Genomic DNA, 20,740 nt, shown 5'->3' with positions numbered 1-20,740 from the left:
ACATATATTTTAAAGGGGCATATACAAATGGATACACAACAACTATATTTTTTAAACGATATCGGTAAACAAAAACCAGAAAGCATTCGGAACAGAAGCGCTGCATGTCCTTTTTGTGACAGAGAAAATTTAACGGATATTTTAGCAACTGAGGGCTCTATTATTTGGTTAAAAAATAAATTTCCTACATTAAAGGATACCTTTCAAACCGTGCTAATCGAAACAGATAATTGCGAAGACCATATCGCAACATATACAGAAGAACATATGAGAAAACTAATTCGCTTCTCTATTCTCCATTGGTTAAACTTACAGGAAAATGAAGAATTCACTTCTGTGATTTTATACAAAAATCATGGTCCATTTTCAGGCGGAAGTTTGCATCATGCACATATGCAAATTATCGGAATGAAACATGTAGACTATCTTGAAAATATTGAGGAAGCAAATTTCCAAGGGGTAATTGTTCAAAAAAATGAACGCATTGAACTCAATATTTCAGAGCGTCCTATTATCGGCTTTACTGAATTTAATATCATCATTGAAGATATTGCATTTATAGATGAAATGGCCAATTATATTCAGCAAACTGTACGTTACATACTGACAGATTTCCATAAAGGATGTAGTAGTTATAACTTATTCTTCTATTACTTAAACAGGAAAATCATTTGTAAAGTTGTTCCTAGGTTTGTCGTTTCACCGTTGTATGTAGGATATAAAATACCGCAAGTTTCTACAAAACTAGAAGATGTGAAAATACAACTAGCGCAGTATTTCACGAAAGAAAAGGATGAAATTGTTCATAAAAAAACAGAGTAGGTATAGAAAACCTACTCTTTGATTACACCTTTATTTCGATAGTATACATCCTCTAATCCGATGTTATACTTCATATTGTTATCCGTCCACTCTGGTCCTAAATTCCCTGGCCATCCAGATGTATTCGCTATATATTTCAGTAATGCAAAATCAGTCAAACCTTTTTGCACCCCGCGCTTATAACCTTTCATTAAATGCGGCATTGCAATTTGCGCATTTGTACGTGGATCTTTCAGCTCTTCATCAGTTAAATGATCTGGCGCAAGCCCACCACCGCGGTGTAATTGAAACAATCCGAATGAAGTTCCGTTATCTCCAACACTTCTTGGATTTAACCTACTTTCATGTTCGGCAATTGTAAGAGGTATCCATTCCGGAAGGTTTACTTTCTTTGCTTCCTCTATAATGATTTGTTTCATCTGTTTTGCTTCTTCTGAATCAACATAGCTTGTTTCATTCATTAGCTTACCCATTCCTTCAGACTTTCCTTGGAAATATAAATACACTCCAAGAACAACTAAAAATCCTACAAAGAATTTCTTCACTACCTCTACCTCTTTCTCCGCTGAAATTTGTCCCCTTTCAGCCTTCCTTTTACAATTACCAACACTCTATCATTCTCTTACCTTTCAATCATAGCAAATTACTATACATATTATCATCATGCTTTAGACCGACTTTGCGAAAAAACATATGGTAAATACGTGCAAAAATGTAACTTACATGGACTATAACTTATTTATTGTATATAATTGTAAATTGAATTCTATATATAGAATAGGAGCATAAATAAATGAAAAGAACTCTACTAATCTTTTTCAGCATTTTACTACTCATTCCTATACATACCTCTGCACAAACATCATCAAAATCAAAAGTACTCGTTTTGTATAGTACAGAAGACAACAAAATTACAAACAATGTACAAATCCTTAATACTCAGTTAGGGCACTTTACAAAAGATATAACAGTAAAAAGCTTAAAGGAAGTAAAGGAAAGTACTGAATCATCTTCTTATACACATATTGTTTATATCGGAGAGAAAAAAGAAGATTTTTCTATTGCAGCAAAACAATTTCTAGAAAACTTCTCAGGTCCCATATTAGTTTTAGGACAAAATGTTGAACAATTATCTAATCGTTTTTCTTTCATTACCCTGAAAGAAACCGATATACGAATTCACACTATAGAATATCCGACTAACCAGTTAAAAAATGAATTACATGAAGAACGCTTAATGAAGAAAATTGAAACAAAAGGAACAACTCTTGCTTACGCCTTGAGTGCTGATGGAACTCATCCGTTAATCATTCAGCAAGGAACATCCTATTATGTTGCAACTCCAAACCTTTTCGATTGGATGTCTCATTACGTCGGTGAAATGTTATTTTCTTATTTCGGACAAAAACCTGAAACAAATAAAACTTCAGCTTATTTACGTCTTGAAGACGTTCATCCAGCTGTAGATGTAAAGCAATTAAAAGAAATCGCTGAATTACTAAAAGAGAAAAAGCTCCCTTATATGATTACCGTTATCCCTGTTTACAACGATCCAGACACAGGAAAAACAGTACATTTAAAGGATAACTCTGAATTAATCGATGTTTTACACTTTATGCAAGATAATGGTGGCTCTATCGTTATGCATGGTTACACACATCAGTTTTATGATAGTGAAACTGGCGAAGGTTTTGAATTTTGGGATGTAAAAACAGATCAACCAATTCGCCAACCAAACCATGAAAAATCAAAAACAAAAAAAGATTTTCAGTCTCCAGAAGACTATAATAAATACGTAAAAAACGGGAAAGCCTTCGAAGAAAAATATATTAAAGATCATATTGAAAAAGGGATTACAGAGCTTGTAGAAGCTAAATTATATCCAGTTGCCTTTGAAGCTCCGCACTATACAATGTCTCAAAAAGGATATGAAATACTATCACAATATTTTTCAACTTATGTAGGACAAATACAACTAAACGATACAACTTGGAAATCAATGCACTCACCAGCTTATATAAGTACACCGTCATTTTTGCATGGGATGAAATTAATTCCTGAAACTGTTGGCTTTATTGAAGAAGGGAAGCCACAAGCTATAGCAAAAATGAAAGAACGTGCTTTATCTATCACTAAACTATCTGATGGAATTATCGGTGCATTTTATCATCCTTACTTGGGCGTTGAACCATTAAAAGAAGTATTAAAAGAACTAGAAAGTATTCCAAACATAGAGTGGATTGATTTACAAAAAGACATGAATGAAGTAAAAATGAAAGATATTCATATTACTACTAATAAAGAAGGCATTCACGTTGAAAAACCAACAAGTGCGAATGACATAATTGATTATATAAAACAATATGGGTTCTTCCTTATAATTGGGTTCATTATAATTGTCTTTCTTTTATTATTAAGACGTGCGAAAAAATTAGAGTCATAAAAAAAACACCAAGCGAGATGCTTGGTGTTTTTTTATGACTCACTAACTTTATAAAATCGCACCGTATTCGCATATATTTGCTCAGTAACTTTCTCTACTGATATTTTTTTTATTATACTAATTTCTTGTAATACATCTTTTATCATATAAGGATGTGTCATCGTATCCTTCTGAAATTCCCACGGCCCATCTGTTTCTACCATCATATATTCAAGCGGATAATACGAAACTATTTTTCTAATTTTCTCCTTATGTAAAACATCCGGTGTGATAGAAATATAATAACCGTTCCTCATCATCCGTTTCATTGTCTCTTCACTTCCTTTAAACCAATGAAAGTGTGCACGCGAAACTTTATATTCTTCAAGTAAACCACATACAGTGTCAGTATCTTCATAAACCGCATGCAATATAATTGGTAAATCGTATTTACTAGCTAGTTCCACAAACTTTTTTAACACCGCTATGTATGGATCAATAGCAATATTTTCATCTTCTTTCCTTAAATAATATGGGAGTCCCACTTCACCAATCGCAACAATTTCATCTACATGATCTTCAATTAATTTATAAATTTTCTCACATTCCTCTTTATGAATCGGCTGCTCCGGATGAAAACCTATTGCTGGATGTACAAAAGGATATCGCTTTGCTAAAGATAAAGTTTCTAGACATGATTGATAATTCATAGATACTGCAATAAGCCCTTGTATCTCTTTACTGTTTTCCACATCTATAAATAATCTACTTTTCTCTTCATTCTCATATTGATCAACATGTATATGGCTATCAATCAATTTCATCTTTATGCCCCCATAAAAAAAACAAGAAAGGGTCTTCCTTCTTGTTTTATCATCTATATTAGTTAACAATTAAATTTGTTATTATATCAAATAATCCAATACATACTACGGCAACAGTAAAGTAGCTACAGAAATCTTTAATTGGAAACTTCACTACTTCTTCTTTACGCATCCCAGTTTTCTCCCTTCTTAATATATCCCTAATTATTTTTTATCTATTTGTATCTATTATGCAAAAAATATGACAAATTTACTATCGAATTAACTTACGTAAACCTTACAATGTTGTAAGGTTTGAAAAAAGGCCTCATCTTAAGCTAAGATGAGGGCTATTCAAAGTTAGTTGGTTTTTCGTTCTTCATTAACATTGCGAATCAGAAAGTAATAAAATGAGACTTTCTAGTTACACTATATTAAATTTACTATCTTTTAACTATCGAATTGCATTACAGGAGTCTTACATATTTGTAAGCTATGTGTAATGTAATTCGATAGTTCCCCTTACCTATACTTTGTACAATAAGGTTAGAAAGTAAGCCAAATAAGAAGAATACTCACATAACCAAATTACATTGCTAGTAGCCGACTCTTCTTATACCTTTCACTCATGCTACTACAATGTACCCCCTTCCCCCTTATATAATAAGAAAAGCCTTAGTCCATATGGACTAAGGCTTTTTCACGAATCTAAAATACCCCTACCTAGTATTTTTATTTTCGACAAAAAATAGGCGGGGGTATAATCCGCTATCTCATCGTTAAAAGTTTACTCTTCGCATTAATAGGAATATTTCCAGCTTCAATTTCTTCAATTGCCTCGCCGTAGCGTCCTTTTGCGTACACCTTTAATGCTTCATCTCTCTTTAACATATGCTTAACAGTCTTCTTTATTTTTTGTTCTCTTCCACGTTCATCAAATGCAATAAATTCATATTCATACCATTCATCACCGACATGCTGACCAATAGCATCCACAATTGTATAGTATTCTTTCGTCGTATAAAGCGGATTATATTTATCAATAACCGGTCCAAGTTTCGTAGGTAGTAATACTACTACTATCACTACCATGGCTATTACAGTAGTAATTATTTTTTTCTTCATAATACTGATCTTCCTCCTCTACAGGATACTTATACATCCATTCTAAAGAGCAGGAATTTAATCTACCATTCAATCCCATTACATTACCCTTACATTTTTGTAAGAATAAAGTGAAACTTTAATCAGCCCTCACCAATCGGGCGTTTACGGGCAGTTGATCTCCCACCTAACTTCTTTGCTCCAGCTGAATTTTGAGGTGAGAGTTCTACTGCCCGTTAATGCGGGATAAAAAAAAGATGAACGAATTTTCTCGTTCACCTTTTAGCTTGCTTTAAAGCCACCGCCAAGTACATCACGCACATCGTGAATGACAACGAAGGCATCTTCATCAACTCTACTAATAACTTGCTTTAACTTAACAAGCTCTTGTTTATTAATAACGATATATAAAACTTCTTTATTTTTACCAGTATATCCGCCGCGTCCCTCTAATACAGTGACACCGCGTGTCATGTTTTTTGTAATAGTTTCACGTATTAAATCCGGTTGATTTGAAATGATTGTAACAGCTGTTTTTGTATCCATACCTTCCACGATGAAATCAATTACTTTCGCTCCGACAAATACAGCTACAAGTGTATACATTGCCTTTTCTTGTCCTATTATAAATACAGAACCCGCAATTACAACGATATCAATAATAAGTACGCCTTTACCAACGCTCCAACCTAAATATTGATTTGCTAGTCGAGCTAAAATTGCCGATCCTCCTGATGTACCTCCAGCTTTGAACATACAGCCTAATCCGATACCTACAAATACACCAGCAAATAAAGCTGCTAGTAACGTATCACTATTTACTTGATATTCGATATGTTCTGTAACATATAAAAACAAAGAGGTTTCCACAATACCTATAATTGTGTAAACCATCGTTTTCTTATCAAAAAATTTATAACCTACAGCTAATAAAATTGCATTCAAACCAAAATTCACAATTCCTGGTGACCAATCAAATAAATAGTACGTAACAACCGTTAAACCAATAATTCCACCCTCTGATAAACGGTTTGGAATTGCAAAGTAATTAATACCAATTGCGAATAATAATGAACCAATTGTAATTAGTGTTATTTCCTTTATACGTTGATTAACCATAGTTCATACCTCCCCCCATTTGACATTGTATCACTATCTCCTAGAGGTTTAGAAGTTGTTTTTATTCCGCATTTTCCCTCACAAAGACCAAGATATTATGTTTAAACAAAGGGGTGATTAATTATTCATATTAGCTCTAACTGTACGGACAAAGCGCTCCACATTCCCACTCTGAATATACTTAGCTCTAATGGTTTCACGATTACAAGTACATTCGAAATATGGACGGAAATCTATGTCATCTATATGCAAATATGAATACTCTTCAAATATCGCAGGATAGCACGAAAATTTCCCGTAAAATAGAAGACGTCTAGTAGTGGCAACAAAAATCCCATGTTGATAACATAAAGTAAAGTCATCCTTTTCAAATATCCCTACGACAAACGCTAAAATCTTTTCGTCATCCTCTACATATTTTTTCATACTTAATAAAAGTTCATTCATGCATATTCCTCCAAATTCTATTCATTGTTTTAGCACTTGAAAAGAATCCATGGATTATTACAGACCGGTGTAACTCTTTTATAAAGTATGAAACGCGTTTCCTGTCAAAGACATTTCAAAAAATAATCCGTTATGTGATTATACACATAACGGATAAATACTAAACCGTTGAGCGTTCCACAAGTTTATACGGAATTTCCATCTTTTCTTGTTTAGAACCCTCATCACTTACTTGCCTATAAAACATTTCAAAAGCCGTCTTACCTATTCCCTTTAAATTTTGGTCAATGGTTGTCAGTTGTAAAACTTGAGAAATCGGTTGATTATCAAAACCAATAATCGCTAAATCCTCAGGAACTTCAATACCTAATTTTTCAACTTCTGTCATGATCCCAATAGCAACTTCATCTCCTGCCACTATTAATGCTTCAGGAGGATTCTCCATCTCCTTGAATTGATGTGCAACTCTTACACCATCTTCTAACGTAAAGCATTCTGTGAAAATCCGATCTTCCATCACTTCTTCATCTATTAATTGTAGCTGTTGTTTATAAGCATCAAAACGTTTCTTACTACTTGGCCCTAACTTTCTTCCCGTACAATATCCAATCTTCTTATAACCTTTTTCAATAAGGTAACTCATCCCTAATTGAAAGGCATTAAAATGATCTGTATATACACTCGATATGCTTTCAATATCATTATCCTCACAAGCAATAACCGCCCCATACGCTGCATAAGGCTCTATAGTTTCCCACTCATTAGCACGAGAACAAATGATAAGACCGTCTAGTTGCTTTGTTTTCAACATATGTAAACTTTTCATTTCTTCTTTTTTATTGTAGTTCGTTTGACAAAGAAGCACCCTGTAATTATGAGCTAACGCAACTTCCATCATTCCACCCACCATCGCATCAAAAGACGGATGGTTAATATAAGGTAAAATCACGCCAACAATATTCGTCTTCCCTTTTGATAAATGAACAGCATTTGCATTTTGCGAGTAATTCAATTTCTCAACTATTTCTAAAACAACTTTCCTTTTTTCTTCACTTACATATGGATGATCATTTAATACCCTCGAAACAGTCGTAACTGAAACCCCAGCCATCTTTGCAATATCTTTAATATTAGCCATACACTCACCTCTACTTTTAACTTAATGAATCACATGAACATATGTCAAATCTTCTCATCATGACACTTTCATTCGTTTTTCTTACAAAAGTGTAATTTTCCTGTAAGCTAATTCGATAGTGACTCTCCGCAACATTTCATATAATTAAGTCAGAAACAGGGCAACAACCATTTGAAAAGGAGCGGATCTATATGATGAACAAAATGAAAACGAACAATTTCTTAAATACAATGAGCTTGGTATTTTCCGCTCTTATCGATGCAAAAGCTGTTGCTTCTACATTAAACAAGTAAGGAGAATGCATTATGAACAACATCACTTTTAATAAATTAGATTTTTTAGGACTAGCTAGCGGCACGGTTCTTCTTACTGCTTTCATTTACGCTGCTACACTATAACTTCGTGTCCCCTTTCCCCTTTATATAAATAATAATAGAAAAGACGACCGTCTATGCACGATCGTCTTTTCTTATTTTTGATTCGGCTGCAAAACTTCCTTTAGTTCTTCAAACTTTGCATTTAATTCATCTGTCATCATTTTCATAGCCGTTTTTCGGTCTATTTGTTCTTCAGCATCGATTTGAATTGGGTCTCCAAAAACTAATCGCGCTTTTTTTCCTTTTATCAATTCTTTTATACTTGATGGACCAACATAAGCTGCCGGTATTAACGGAACGTTAGAACGCATTGCAATCGTAACAGCCCCAGCTTTTAGTGAAACGTCTTCTGATGACCTCGTCCCACTCGGAAAAATCCCTACTACTTTTCCTTCTTTTAATAAACGTGATGGAATTTTTAATGTGCTTGGCCCTGGATTCGCACGGTCTACAGGGAATGCATTTACATTTTTAAAAAACCAATTTTTAAATTTCCCTTCAAACAATTCTTTTTTTGCCATGTAATGAATTTGGGTTGGGTACATTCCTGCCGCTAACATTAAAACATCCATAAAACTTGTATGTGTACACGCAACAACGTAAGGGCCACCTTCCGGTAATTTCTCTCTCCCTTGTACTTCTACCTTCCCAGCCATTTTAAATATATATTTCAACGAAAATGTAATTGGTTTATACATTTGTTTCGTTCCTTTCTGAATATCCGAAGTATAATCATTTTCTTACAACGATTATAACACTAAGTTTTAGGAGTTGGTAATAAAAATAAGTATTTATTGTTAAATTTCAATTCTTACAAAAGTGTAATTTTCTTGTAAGCTAATTCGATAGCGGCTCCCTCCACTATCTTATACAATTAAGTCAGAAAGTAACAACAACCATTTGAAAAGGAGCGGATCTATATGATGAACAAAATGAAAACGAACAATTTCTTAAATACAATATGCATGGTATTCTCCGCTCTTATCGATGCAAAAGCTGTTGCTTCTACATTAAACAAGTAAGGAGAATTTATAATGAATAACATGACTTTTAATAAATTAGATTTTTTAGGACTAGCTAGCGGCTCGATTCTTCTTACTGCTTTCATTTACGCTGCTACGCTTATATAACTTTGTGTCCCCTTTCCCCTTTATATAAATAATAATAGAAAAGACGACCGTCTATGCCCGGTCGTCTTTTAATTTTTTCTTTCCTTCAAGTCTTTTAAAAGCTGTATCAATTCAGCTTGTTGTTTTATATTTTTACGACCGTTTCGATTAATTGCTGCAAGCTCGCAGGCAACTCCAGCAGCAAAGAAAAACAATAAACTTTCTAACATATAAAATCCTCCAGTTGCCTATTAAACAGCTTGACGCAATTGCTTTTCTTGCAAAATTTGTTTATTTATATTTTCTTCTTTTCTCTGACAAACATTATTACGAATAAGCGCTGCAATAACAAATAATGTTCCTACAATATCAAATGTTGTTATTTTATACCCTTGCATCATCATAATAACTAAAGTAGTAATTGGCACAAAGTTAATAAATAAAATACCATTAATGGATGATAAGATTTTCACACCGTAGTTCCAAGCAAGTAGTGCTACGATACCTGGTAATGTCATCATAAATAACAAATCATACTTCACAATAGAAATCGTTTCCATACTTGGAACAGATACATATCCAAGCACTGTAATGACCACAGTTATAATCCCTGTGACAGTTGTACCCAATACACATGTCAAAGTAGAATAGCGTAATGTTGACCAATCGCTACACGTTTGACCACCCATCGTATAAATAACCCATCCTACAACACCGACAAATATAAATGCTAGCGAAAACATGTTATCTTTCAATGTTAAAAAGAAACTCATATCACCTTTCGTAATAACAAATACAGCCCCTACAAACGCAATAATCATGCTCGTTATCATATATTTCTTCGGCTTTATATTTTTATATCCCCATAAAATACAAATTGAAATCATTGGCATAAGCGCCTCCATAATAGAAGCTACCATTACACCTGATTTTCCCATTAACATTTGTCCTAGAAAAATTAATACATTATATACGGTAAAAGCCATTGTTCCAAAAAAGACGAGTAACTTCCCTCTTCCTTCTAAGCGAAATGCCTTCTTTCCTTCTTTCATTAGCAATAATACAATCAATACAATTGCTACCGCACCATAACGAATAAACGAAAAATAAAATGGATCTATGTATTCTAGAGCATGATCAGCAACCGGAAACATCGCTCCCCATGACATACTTGCAATTAAACATGCCAAAGCACCTATTATCATTTGACCTTTTCTCACCACAATCCCCCGCTTCTTTCTATTTGCACAAAGAGAATTGTAAAAGAAAAAATATATCACGTAAAATGATTCAAAATGATGTTAACTATCATTTATAATGATAGTTAACATCAAGGAGGAGCATAAAATGGAATTACGAGACTTACAAATCTTCCAGAGCGTTGCCGACCGCGGTAGTGTAAGCGGCGCAGCAAAGGAATTAAATTACGTACAATCAAATGTAACCGCACGTATTAAACAATTAGAAAACGAGCTGAAAACACCTCTCTTTTACCGTCATAAGCGAGGCATGACTTTAACAGCTGAAGGAAGAAAAATGCTCGTTTACGTTCATAAAATTTTGCAAGATGTTGAAGAGCTAAAACAAGTGTTTTTAGATAGTGAAACACCATCTGGTATATTAAAAATCGGTACAGTCGAAACAGTCAGTACATTGCCTACCATTTTGTCTTCTTACTACAAAAGCTATCCAAATGTCGATTTATCATTACAAGCTGGTCTAACGGAAGAGCTTATTAGAGAAGTACTCGATCACCAATTAGATGGCGCCTTTATATCAGGTCCTATTAAACATCCACTAATTGAACAATACGATGTTAGTACTGAGAAATTAATGCTTGTTACACAAAATAAAGCTTTTCATATAGAAGAATTTACTACGACGCCCCTACTCGTTTTTAATCAAGGATGTGGATACCGTTCCAAGCTTGAACGATGGCTTAAAGATGAAGGTTTGCTACCAAAAAGAATTATGGAGTTTAACATATTAGAAACTATATTAAATAGCGTAGCGCTCGGTCTTGGGATTACACTCGTCCCCCAGTCTGCGGTGCAGCACCTTTCTACAGCAGGTAAAGTACACTGTCATCCAATTCCGGAGAAATATGGTAGTATTTCAACTGTTTTCATACGCCGTAAAGATAGTTACATGACCAATTCGATGCGAAGCTTTTTAAAAACAATTGAAGCACATCATCATATCAATATGCTTTAAAAGACATTCTTACACGAATGTCTTTTTTTCTTACAAAAGTGTAAGTCTTACGTAAGCCAATTCGATAGTTGCAGGCTGCTATATTTCATATAATTAAGACAGAAAGCAGGGCAACAACAATTCGAAAAGGAGCGGATACGCATGATGAACAAAATGAAATCAAACACATTTTTCAATACAATGGGCATGGTGCTATCCGCACTTATCGATGCAAAAGCAGTTGCAACTACATTAAACAAATAAGGAGAGATTATAATGAACAACATTACTTTCAACAAATCAGACTTTATCGGACTTGCAAGTGGAGCTACTCTTCTTACTGCATTCATTTATGCACTTGCTCAAAGTCTTATTTAACACTTTGTTTCCCCCAACCCCTTTATATATAGAAAAGGCTGCTCGTCTTATAGACAAGCAGCCTTTTAGTTTGTTTCATATATAATTTGGCCTATTTTGCTTATATCATATCCACCAATTGCTTTTAATTCATTGTGAAACTCTTCAGATTGCAAAACCTCTTTTATAACCTCAATAAGTTCCTCATTTTCTTTATTCTTCAGAAGTACTAAATCATACTGTTCTTTCATTATTGGAATAAAGTCTACGTTCACAATTTGGGAAAACTTTTCTGATCCTACCCCAATATCAGCTTTTCCATTCGCGACTTGCGAGGCAACGCCAAGGTGATTCGATTCTTCCCATTCATACCCGTTAATATCTTCTTTACTTAATTTTTGAATTCGCAATTGCTCATCCACTAACACCCTAATACCAGAACCTTTTTCTCGATTTACAAATCGTATAGATGACTGAGCTAAATCAGCCCATGTTTTTATATTTTGTGGATTCCCTTTTTGCACATAAAACCCAACATTTCTTGCTAATAAATTCATCATAATATATGATTGTCCAACTAAAATACGTTTTACGTAAGGAACATTATATGTACCCGTTTCACCATCAAATAAGTGTAAACTAACGACGCTTCCTTCTCCTTGGTACATCTTCACTAAACTCGTTAAACTACCTTGATACGCTCTCAATATATTAGAATTTGGCAATCGATTTTCTATATGCTTTGCCAACATATCTAACGTTAGTTCTTGACCACTAATGATGCGTGTATTCGAACTACTAATTTCGTCCTTCTTTACAGGAGTAAATTGTACCTTCCCTGTTTTCATTTGCTTTATATATTGTTCTAAATCAGCTGCATCAATGCGCATCTGTCTACCAACTCTATAAGAAGGCAGTTCTCCTTTTTTAATTAAGTCGTATACAGTTAGTTTTGATACTTTTAATCGCTTTGCTACTTCTTCCGTTGTGTAGGAATGATGATCCATAGACGATTCCTCACTTTCTTCCTTCATTGTAACAAAGAAAAGAATATTTCTCCTAGTTTTTAAAAACAACTATATCGTTCAAATTATATTCAATTATAACTAGTTATATTTAGTTATAATTAGTTATAATTAGTTTAGTAAACGAAGGGGGATTTTTTATGAACAAATTTACATTACGATCCATTGGGGTACTTATACTTTCTTTTCTTCTTATATTCAGTGCAGCTTGTTCAAGCGAAGAAAAGTCAGCTGCTAAAGAGGGAAAATCAGTGGAGCTGACTATATCAGCGGCTGCAAGTTTACAAGATTCACTAAAAGAAATTGAAAAACAATATAAAGAGAAAGAACCAAACATTAAACTTTCTTTTAACTTCGGTGCTTCTGGTGCACTTCAACAACAAATCGAACAAGGTGCACCTGCTGATTTATTCTTCTCTGCAGCAGAAGATAAATTCCAAACTCTTGTTAAAAAAGGATTCATTAATGAAAAAGAAGGGAAAAACCTTCTTGGAAATGAACTAGTTCTAGTCGTTCCAAAAGATAGTTCTCTTACAAAATTTCAAGATTTAAAGGATGCGAAAATCAAGAAAATCGCACTTGGTACACCCGAATCTGTACCTGCAGGAAAATATGCAAAAGCTTCTCTCACACATGAAAATCTTTGGAATGACGTTCAAAATAAAATCGTATTTACAAAAGATGTTCGCCAAGTGTTAACATATGTAGAAACAGGTAATGTTGATGCTGGTATTGTATATAAAACAGACGCTCTCGTTTCAGACAAGGTGAAAATTGTAGAGGCGGTAGCGGCTAATTCTCATGAGCCAATCCACTATCCTTTAGGTGTTATAAAGGAATCTAAGCATAAGAAAGAGGCGACTTCATTCTATGAGTATTTGCAATCAAAAGATGCACAATCTATCTTTAAGAAATATGGATTTACAATCCTGCCATAATTGCTATGAGCTTTGATACAATTTTGTCACCTGTCTTTCTATCCTTGCGAGTAGCTGCATGCGCCACCATTATCGTTACGATCTTAGGAACGATTATTGGACGAGCATTAGCGCGCTCCTCGTGGCGATATAAAGTACTACTAGAAACTATTTTCTTATTACCAATGGTGCTTCCACCAACTGTTATCGGCTTTTTTCTAATTATCATTTTTGGAAATAACAGTCCCATTGGAAAGTGGATTGAATCATTATTTCAGCAGTCCATTATGTTTACATCTACTGCTGCTATCATTGCTTCTACAGTCGTTGCATTTCCGCTCATGTATCAATCAGCAAAAACAGGATTTTCCATCGCGAATGTGCAAATTGAAGATGGTGCGCGCGACCTTGGTGCGAGTGAATATCAAGTTTTTCTACACGTTACACTCCCACTTGCATTCCCCGCGCTACTTAGCGGTATGATTTTAAGCTTCGTTCGCGCACTCGGGGAATTTGGTGCTACTTTAATGTTTGCAGGAAATATACCTGGCAAAACACAAACGATTCCAACTGCAATTTATATGGCTATTGATGCAAGTAATATGCAACTCGCTTGGACTCTTGTCATCATAACAATTAGCATGTCATTACTATTTTTATTATGTATTCAAATCATTAACAAGCGAATTACCACTTCCTAAAGCAGTTTTCGACAAAAGCTGCTTTTTTTATTTCCCGAAAAATAAAATGACCTAAATAATGACTGAATTTTATTTCTTATTTAAATATACATTTTATTTGAATTCACTTTCTAAAATAGGTAATTTCCTGTTATTATATGAAAGTGTTTCAAAAAGTGAAGAAATGAAAACGCATTTATATCGTAAGTTCTTCATCCTGTTTTAGCGATCGGTAATCTTCTACTCTATTAGTGGGGCATTACCGATCGTTAGAACGATATGTAATTATATTGGTATAGAAAACCGAAGGGAGTCTTGTAATGGACATTTTATTAGCGCTTCTTCCTGCAATCGCATGGGGAAACATCTTATTAGTAAGCGTAAAAATGGGCGGTGGTGCATATAGCCAAACGGTAGGTATGACAATCGGTGCTCTATTCTTCGCAACAGTTATGTATGTATTTACTCAACCAGCTTTAACAATGACAGTCTTGATTGTTGGTTTTATTTCAGGTTTATTCTGGGCTTTAGGACAAGTAAACCAATTAAAAACAGTTGAAAAACTAGGTGTTTCAACTACTGTAACGATTTCTACTGGTATGCAACTTGTTGCAACTTCTATCTTTGGGGTTATCGCTTTCCGTGAGTGGACTACTACAACAACGATTGTTCTGGGAACGATTGCAATCCTATTAATCGTAGTTGGTGTTGTATTCACATCACTAGATGATAAAGAAAATGCACAGCCACCAGGACAATTGAAAAAGGGACTTCTTACTTTAATTGTTTCTACTTTCGGTTATCTTGTATATGTAATTATTATTCGTTGGTATAACATTGATGGTTGGTCTGCTATTTTACCACAGGCAGTTGGTATGTTCGTTGGTGCGGTTGTACTGACGTCTAAACATAAACCATTTAACAAATATGCAATGCGTAATGCTTTATCTGGTTTACTATGGGGAACAGGAAACTTATTCTTACTTCTTTCATTACCACGTGTCGGAGTAGCGACAAGCTTCCCATTATCTCAAACTGGAATCGTTATCTCAACATTCGGTGCGATTGTCTTCTTAGGTGAAAAGAAAACAAAACGTCAATTGATCTTTATTGCACTAGGTAGTGTTTTAATTATCGGCGGCGCTGTATTGCTTGGTATGACAAAAGCATAAATTCACACTATATTTACCCCCCCTGAAACGTATATGCTTCAGGGGGGGTTTTGATTACAATTATTTTCTAAATATAATTATTTACACGTTCTCGCTCTTTATGGTTTTTCTTCCATTCTAGCAAGCCATCGATACATAAAAATAGATTAATAATAGCTAATACTAACATGACGTATAAGCCCGTTGAAATATAAATCACAATGCTAACTATGTTATACAAAATCCATAAATGCCAATTTTCTAAGATTTTTCGGCTCAGCATAAATTGAGCTACTAATCCTAATACAGCGTTTAAAGCATCTAAATATGGACTTGTCGATTCTAAATAACGGACTTGATAATATCCCCAACCAATCCAAGCAACTAAAATAAAAAGTATATAAATAATCCATCCTTTCAAATCTAAGCGAACTGTCGGCTTTACCTTCTCCTCTCCACTACGCGCAATCCAGTAATACCAACCGTACACATTAAATATAAATTGGAAGGCTGCTAATACTGCCATTGCGTATAAGCCTTGTGTAGTGAAAATATACAGAAATACCGCAACTGTAATCATCCCAAATAAAAAGTTTGATACCTTTTCCCTTGCAAGTAACCAAACATTAATAATCCCCATAACCGATGCGAAAATTTCAATATAACTTGATCGGATATAGAATCCAACTAATATGCAAATAATACTAGAAATGAGTAAAAAAAGTGGACTTCTAACCATATTTATCTCTCCCCAGATATGTAATAAACTCCCTATCAACAGTATAAGAAATAACTCTTATACTTACTATAAATTTTCTCCTGTAAAACCCCCCACTCATCTATTCCACTTACGATAAGCCGTTTCTTTTTACAAAATTCTCTTAAAAATGGTATCGTTTTTTATAACATATTCTCATCAGAAAGGAATAAAGGATATGCCTAATAAACATCGAATTTTATTTATTGGTGCCGGTCGTATGGCAGAAGCTATATTTACTGGACTACTTACAACAAGTAAAGAATACATCGAAGAAATTATTGTTTCCAACCGAAGTAACATAGAAAAACTAACGCAATTACAAACTCAATATGATCTATCGATTACAACAGATTGGAAACAGCATATTAAATCTGTAGATACAATCGTTTTAGCAATGCCGCCTGTCGCACATGAACAGCTATTAGCGGATCTATCCCCTCTTCTAACTAATCAATTTGTCGTGACAGTTGCTGCCGGAATCGGACCATCTTATCTAGAAGAAAGACTTCCCCAAGGGACACCTGTTGCTTGGATTATGCCAAATACAGCTGCTGGGATTGGAAAGTCTATCTCCTTATATACGACGGGACATTCTGTAGATGAAACACATCAAGAAACGTTACAACTTCTTTTAAAAGGTATCGGTACCTCACAGTTTTGTACCGAAGAGGAAGTTCACCAACTTACCGCAGTTACTGGTAGTGCACCCGCTTTTCTCTATCACTTTGCTGAAGGTTTAATTGAAGCAACGAAAAGCTATGGGATTGATGAGGAAACAGCAAAACACCTTGTCATTCAAATGATTGCTGGCTCTGCCGCTATGCTCCAGCAAAATCAGGATCCAGCTATGCTCCGCGAACAAGTAACAACACCAGGAGGTTCAACGGCTGAAGGCTTAAAAGTTCTATATGAAAATAATTTTTCAGAAGTCATTCAACAAGCAGTTGAAGCGACCAATAAAAAAGCTAGGGGGAATTAATATGACTTTAACAAGTTTAAACGACTATACAACATTACATAACGGCGTGAAAATGCCTTGGTTCGGCTTGGGTGTTTTTAAAGTTGAAGATGGTACAGAAGTAATTGATTCTGTAAAAGCAGCTATAAAAAATGGATACCGTAGTATCGATACTGCTGCGATATATAAAAACGAAGAAGGCGTTGGACAGGCAATTCAAGAATCTGGTATTCCTCGTGAAGAGTTATTCATCACTTCAAAAGTGTGGAATAGTGATCAAGGTTACGAGTCAACACTACAAGCATTTGAAACTACATTAGAAAAATTAGGTCTAGAATATTTAGATCTATATTTAGTACATTGGCCTGTAAAAGGAAAATACACTGAATCATGGAAAGCTTTAGAGCAGCTTTATAAAGATGGTCGTGTTCGTGCTATCGGTGTGAGTAATTTCCATATTCACCATTTGCAAGACGTATTTGAAATTGCAGAAATTAAACCAATGGTTAACCAAGTGGAATACCACCCACGTTTAGCACAAGAAGAATTACATGCCTTCTGTAAAGAACATAACATCCAGCTTGAAGCTTGGTCACCATTAATGCAGGGGCAGCTACTTAATCACCCAACATTACAAGAAATCGCTACGAAATATAATAAATCGACTGCACAAGTTATTTTACGTTGGGATCTACAAAATGAAGTTGTAACAATCCCTAAGTCTATTAAAGAACACCGCATTATTGAAAATGCAAACATCTTTGACTTTGAATTAAGCTCAGATGATATGAAAGCAATTCAAGCTTTAAATGAAAATCATCGCGTTGGTCCAGATCCAGATAACTTTAACTTCTAGTAGGGAAACCACTGCCATATGCAGTGGTTTTTTCAAAAAATAAAACTGAAAATTTAAACTATATTCCATTTGATTGACACTTCATTATCTAAGGTATAAGATTTTGAATTATCAAAGAAACACAAAAATTAATAAAATTTATTTGTTTACTCATTGTATCAAGAGAGGTGGAGGGACTGGCCCTTTGAAACCTCGGCAGCAGGTTCATTTTGAATACTGTGCCACTTCCTGCAAGCTTTGTGCTTGAAAGATAGAATGAGGGACTTCGTTTATATACGGGTGCATAACTTGTACGTAAAAATCCCTCTTTCTCAATACGAAAAGAGGGATTTTTTGTTTTTCATTTCCCTCATCATCATCCAATCTTATTAACTATTTAGGAGGAAAATCAAATGAAAAAGAAGTTTGTACCCGGTATTGCATCAGTTGTAGGAGTAAGTATTTTATTATCTGGTTGCGGTAGTTATAAAAACGAAGCGAGCGGAGCAAATGCAAAAGATGAGGCACCTAGTAAGCAAGTTTTAAACTTATCTTCTCCTACTGAGATTCGAACAATGGATACGGCTCGTGCTACAGATACTGATTCTGGTCAAGTAATGAGAAACGTATTTGAAGGTTTATACAATCTTGGTGAAGGTAATAAACCTGTTCCTGGCGTTGCGAAATCTCATGAAGTAAGTGCTGATAAAACGAAATACACATTCCATTTACGAGATTCAAAATGGTCGAACGGCACACCTGTAACAGCGAAAGATTTTGTCTTCGCTTGGCAAAGAGCTGTCGATCCAGCAACAGCTTCTGAATATGCTTTTTTATTCCTGGATATTAAAAACGCTAAAAAAATTAATAGCAAAGAACTCCCATCCGATCAACTTGGTATAAAAGCAGTTGATGACCATACGTTTGAAGTAGAATTAGAGCGCCCTGTTCCGTATTTTATTAGCTTAACGGCGTTCCCAACATTTCTACCAATCAACGAGGAATTCTTTAAAGCACAAGGTGATAAGTACGCTTTAGAAGATAACAAAATCTTGTACAACGGAGCTTTTACACTAAGCGATTGGAAGCATGAACAAAGCTTTAAATTTAAGAAAAACCCTACCTATTGGGATAAAGATAATGTCAAACTCGAAGAAATCAATTTCAACGTTGTGAAAGAGAAATCAACAGAAGTAAATTTATTCGAATCCAAACAATTAGACCGTATAAAACTAACATCTGACTTCGTTGATAAATATAAAAAGGATGCTAACTTTAAAGAACGTCCGAACGTAGGGGTACAGTTTTTACGTATGAATCAGCAAAACAAAGTACTTCAAAACGTTTCTGCACGCCAAGCAATCGATCAAACAATTGATCGAAAATCTTTTGTAAATACGTTATTAAATGATGGCTCTACACCAACCTTTAGTCTCGTGCCGAAAAACTTTGCAAAAGGGCCTGATGGAAAAGACTTCCGTACTGCAAACGGCGATTTAACAAAAGTTGATACAACATCTGCACAAGAATTATGGAAGAAAGCAAAAAAAGAACTTGGTTCTGAAAAGATAACATTAGAATTATTAACAAGTGATGGTGACCTTGAGAAGAAAACTGGTGAGTTCCTAAAAGGACAACTAGAAAAGAATTTAGATGGCTTAACGGTAAATATAAAACCGCAACCACGTAAACAACAAGTTTCACTCTTATTAAAAGGTGACTACGAGATTGGAATTGACGGTTGGAGCCCTGACTTTGCTGATCCAATTACATTCCTTGAACTATTTACGACGAATAACCCTTACAATTTAGATCATTACTCTAATAAAGAGTTTGATGAGACAATTGAAAAAGTTAAAACTACTTTGGCTGGTGATGAAAAAGCTCGCTGGGAAGCGTTACTAGCATCAGAAAAAATCTTATTTAAGGACTCTGTTATCGCTCCTCTTTACCAAAAAGGAGAATCTTATTTAGAGCGTTCTTATGTGAAAGGCATTGTGCAAGTAGACTTTGCAGGTCAATTAAACTTCAAATGGGCAAAAATTGAAAAATAAAGTGAAACTTTAATCAGCCCTCACCAATCGGGCTTTTACGGGCAGTTGATCCCCCCTAACTTCTTTGCTTTCACTGAATTTTGAGGCGAGGATCTTACTGCCCATTAATGCGGGATAACATGCAACTTAGATCATCGTGTTCTCACCCACCCCCATTGTTTTTTTAGCAAAATATATTAAAAGCAGATTCCCTAATATGAGGAAATCTGCTTTTTCAATATATTATTCCAAGAAATTAACACTCCACTTTTTATTATTGACATATAGTTCTTTCTAGTGTTAATATTCTAAATAATCAAAGAAACAAAATATTTTATCATCAAAATGTAATGTCTACTAAGTTGAAACATATAACGATAGATTATAGTTCAACATGTATATACATATAGAATACCTGATTACCTATATACACATATTTATAATAGGTTTTCTCTCCTTCTATAGCTACACTTCAAGACATGGACATTAT

23 protein-coding genes and 1 riboswitch are annotated in these 20,740 nt (G+C 34.6%); of the genes, 12 read left to right on the top strand and 11 right to left on the bottom strand.

What is annotated here, in order from left to right; genetic code table 11:
• Positions 1 to 27 precede the first annotated feature (27 nt).
• Positions 28 to 822 carry a DUF4931 domain-containing protein gene (locus tag MHH59_RS01210; protein ID WP_002187517.1) on the top strand — a complete coding sequence of 265 codons (795 nt, stop codon included), beginning with the start codon at positions 28 to 30 and terminating at the stop codon, positions 820 to 822.
• Positions 823 to 833: 11 nt separating this feature from the next.
• Here the strand turns inward: MHH59_RS01210 and MHH59_RS01205 are convergent, their stop codons facing one another.
• A complete protein-coding gene (locus tag MHH59_RS01205; RefSeq protein ID WP_000713256.1) occupies positions 834 to 1,367 on the bottom strand; it encodes a transglycosylase SLT domain-containing protein in 534 nt (177 codons plus the stop codon).
• Positions 1,368 to 1,615: 248 nt separating this feature from the next.
• On the opposite strand from MHH59_RS01205, the gene MHH59_RS01200 reads away from it, so the two are divergent.
• Positions 1,616 to 3,265: a DUF2334 domain-containing protein gene (locus tag MHH59_RS01200; RefSeq protein WP_078178054.1), complete on the top strand. Its 1,650-nt coding sequence runs from the start codon at positions 1,616 to 1,618 to the stop codon at positions 3,263 to 3,265.
• A gap of 32 nt (positions 3,266 to 3,297) precedes the next feature.
• Here the strand turns inward: MHH59_RS01200 and MHH59_RS01195 are convergent, their stop codons facing one another.
• The 5 genes from MHH59_RS01195 to MHH59_RS01175 form a co-directional block, all read right to left on the bottom strand.
• Positions 3,298 to 4,068, bottom strand: a complete 771-nt coding sequence (locus MHH59_RS01195; RefSeq protein ID WP_002009903.1) for a TatD family hydrolase — start codon at positions 4,066 to 4,068, stop codon at positions 3,298 to 3,300.
• Positions 4,069 to 4,815: 747 nt separating this feature from the next.
• A complete protein-coding gene (locus MHH59_RS01190) occupies positions 4,816 to 5,172 on the bottom strand; it encodes a YxeA family protein (RefSeq protein ID WP_002009906.1) in 357 nt (118 codons plus the stop codon).
• A 261-nt stretch (positions 5,173 to 5,433) separates the two neighbouring features.
• Positions 5,434 to 6,270: a YitT family protein gene (locus MHH59_RS01185; protein WP_002009911.1), complete on the bottom strand. Its 837-nt coding sequence runs from the start codon at positions 6,268 to 6,270 to the stop codon at positions 5,434 to 5,436.
• 117 nt (positions 6,271 to 6,387) lie between these two features.
• Positions 6,388 to 6,717: a PH domain-containing protein gene (locus MHH59_RS01180; protein WP_002091410.1), complete on the bottom strand. Its 330-nt coding sequence runs from the start codon at positions 6,715 to 6,717 to the stop codon at positions 6,388 to 6,390.
• A gap of 160 nt (positions 6,718 to 6,877) precedes the next feature.
• The gene (locus MHH59_RS01175; RefSeq protein ID WP_002124775.1) at positions 6,878 to 7,855 is read right to left on the bottom strand and encodes a LacI family DNA-binding transcriptional regulator; all 978 of its coding nucleotides are present in this window, start codon (positions 7,853 to 7,855) and stop codon (positions 6,878 to 6,880) included.
• A 305-nt stretch (positions 7,856 to 8,160) separates the two neighbouring features.
• Here MHH59_RS01175 and MHH59_RS01170 point away from each other — a divergent pair, with 305 nt between their 5' ends.
• The gene (locus tag MHH59_RS01170; protein WP_012260201.1) at positions 8,161 to 8,253 is read left to right on the top strand and encodes a DUF3948 family protein; all 93 of its coding nucleotides are present in this window, start codon (positions 8,161 to 8,163) and stop codon (positions 8,251 to 8,253) included.
• A gap of 71 nt (positions 8,254 to 8,324) precedes the next feature.
• On the opposite strand, the gene MHH59_RS01165 is transcribed toward MHH59_RS01170, so the two are convergent.
• On the bottom strand, positions 8,325 to 8,930 hold the full coding sequence (locus MHH59_RS01165) for a lysophospholipid acyltransferase family protein (protein WP_002124771.1): 606 nt from the start codon (positions 8,928 to 8,930) through the stop codon (positions 8,325 to 8,327).
• 336 nt (positions 8,931 to 9,266) lie between these two features.
• On the opposite strand from MHH59_RS01165, the gene MHH59_RS01160 reads away from it, so the two are divergent.
• Positions 9,267 to 9,362 carry a DUF3948 family protein gene (locus MHH59_RS01160; protein WP_002124767.1) on the top strand — a complete coding sequence of 32 codons (96 nt, stop codon included), beginning with the start codon at positions 9,267 to 9,269 and terminating at the stop codon, positions 9,360 to 9,362.
• Between the two features lie 68 nt (positions 9,363 to 9,430).
• On the opposite strand, the gene MHH59_RS01155 is transcribed toward MHH59_RS01160, so the two are convergent.
• A complete protein-coding gene (locus MHH59_RS01155) occupies positions 9,431 to 9,571 on the bottom strand; it encodes a YrzO family protein (RefSeq protein ID WP_002063481.1) in 141 nt (46 codons plus the stop codon).
• A gap of 21 nt (positions 9,572 to 9,592) precedes the next feature.
• Positions 9,593 to 10,561 (bottom strand): DMT family transporter, encoded by a 969-nt coding sequence (locus MHH59_RS01150; RefSeq protein WP_002124765.1) that lies wholly within the window; start codon positions 10,559 to 10,561, stop codon positions 9,593 to 9,595.
• 127 nt (positions 10,562 to 10,688) lie between these two features.
• Here MHH59_RS01150 and MHH59_RS01145 point away from each other — a divergent pair, with 127 nt between their 5' ends.
• Together MHH59_RS01145 and MHH59_RS01140 are read left to right on the top strand one after the other, a co-directional pair.
• The gene (locus MHH59_RS01145; protein WP_002029391.1) at positions 10,689 to 11,555 is read left to right on the top strand and encodes a LysR family transcriptional regulator; all 867 of its coding nucleotides are present in this window, start codon (positions 10,689 to 10,691) and stop codon (positions 11,553 to 11,555) included.
• A gap of 255 nt (positions 11,556 to 11,810) precedes the next feature.
• Positions 11,811 to 11,912: a DUF3948 family protein gene (locus MHH59_RS01140; protein WP_002124760.1), complete on the top strand. Its 102-nt coding sequence runs from the start codon at positions 11,811 to 11,813 to the stop codon at positions 11,910 to 11,912.
• A gap of 65 nt (positions 11,913 to 11,977) precedes the next feature.
• On the opposite strand, the gene MHH59_RS01135 is transcribed toward MHH59_RS01140, so the two are convergent.
• The gene (locus MHH59_RS01135) at positions 11,978 to 12,925 is read right to left on the bottom strand and encodes a helix-turn-helix transcriptional regulator (protein WP_078178052.1); all 948 of its coding nucleotides are present in this window, start codon (positions 12,923 to 12,925) and stop codon (positions 11,978 to 11,980) included.
• Positions 12,926 to 13,056: 131 nt separating this feature from the next.
• On the opposite strand from MHH59_RS01135, the gene modA reads away from it, so the two are divergent.
• The 3 genes from modA to MHH59_RS01120 all read left to right on the top strand — a co-directional run bounded on the left by modA (position 13,057) and on the right by MHH59_RS01120 (position 15,685).
• Positions 13,057 to 13,854 carry a molybdate ABC transporter substrate-binding protein gene (modA, locus tag MHH59_RS01130; protein ID WP_002169309.1) on the top strand — a complete coding sequence of 266 codons (798 nt, stop codon included), beginning with the start codon at positions 13,057 to 13,059 and terminating at the stop codon, positions 13,852 to 13,854.
• Between the two features lie 5 nt (positions 13,855 to 13,859).
• The gene (gene modB, locus MHH59_RS01125; RefSeq protein WP_002169310.1) at positions 13,860 to 14,534 is read left to right on the top strand and encodes a molybdate ABC transporter permease subunit; all 675 of its coding nucleotides are present in this window, start codon (positions 13,860 to 13,862) and stop codon (positions 14,532 to 14,534) included.
• Between the two features lie 299 nt (positions 14,535 to 14,833).
• On the top strand, positions 14,834 to 15,685 hold the full coding sequence (locus MHH59_RS01120; protein WP_000353554.1) for a GRP family sugar transporter: 852 nt from the start codon (positions 14,834 to 14,836) through the stop codon (positions 15,683 to 15,685).
• Between the two features lie 67 nt (positions 15,686 to 15,752).
• Here MHH59_RS01120 and pnuC read toward each other — a convergent pair whose 3' ends face one another.
• A complete protein-coding gene (gene pnuC, locus MHH59_RS01115; protein WP_002091429.1) occupies positions 15,753 to 16,403 on the bottom strand; it encodes a nicotinamide riboside transporter PnuC in 651 nt (216 codons plus the stop codon).
• Between the two features lie 196 nt (positions 16,404 to 16,599).
• On the opposite strand from pnuC, the gene proC reads away from it, so the two are divergent.
• From proC to MHH59_RS01100, 3 genes are all read left to right on the top strand, one after another.
• Positions 16,600 to 17,403, top strand: a complete 804-nt coding sequence (gene proC, locus MHH59_RS01110) for a pyrroline-5-carboxylate reductase (protein WP_002124750.1) — start codon at positions 16,600 to 16,602, stop codon at positions 17,401 to 17,403.
• 1 nt (position 17,404) lies between these two features.
• On the top strand, positions 17,405 to 18,238 hold the full coding sequence (locus MHH59_RS01105) for an aldo/keto reductase (protein WP_002063472.1): 834 nt from the start codon (positions 17,405 to 17,407) through the stop codon (positions 18,236 to 18,238).
• Between the two features lie 152 nt (positions 18,239 to 18,390).
• Positions 18,391 to 18,495, top strand: a riboswitch (SAM riboswitch).
• 135 nt (positions 18,496 to 18,630) lie between these two features.
• Positions 18,631 to 20,271, top strand: a complete 1,641-nt coding sequence (locus MHH59_RS01100; RefSeq protein ID WP_002187524.1) for a peptide ABC transporter substrate-binding protein — start codon at positions 18,631 to 18,633, stop codon at positions 20,269 to 20,271.
• The last annotated feature ends 469 nt before the right edge of the window (positions 20,272 to 20,740 follow it).

It is taken from the genome of Bacillus sp. FSL E2-0195 (genome assembly GCF_038003645.1).
GTDB classification, from domain to species: domain Bacteria; phylum Bacillota; class Bacilli; order Bacillales; family Bacillaceae_G; genus Bacillus_A; species Bacillus_A mycoides.
The sequence above is the reverse complement of the archived record's forward strand: the minus strand, read 5'-3'. Positions and strand labels throughout refer to the sequence as shown.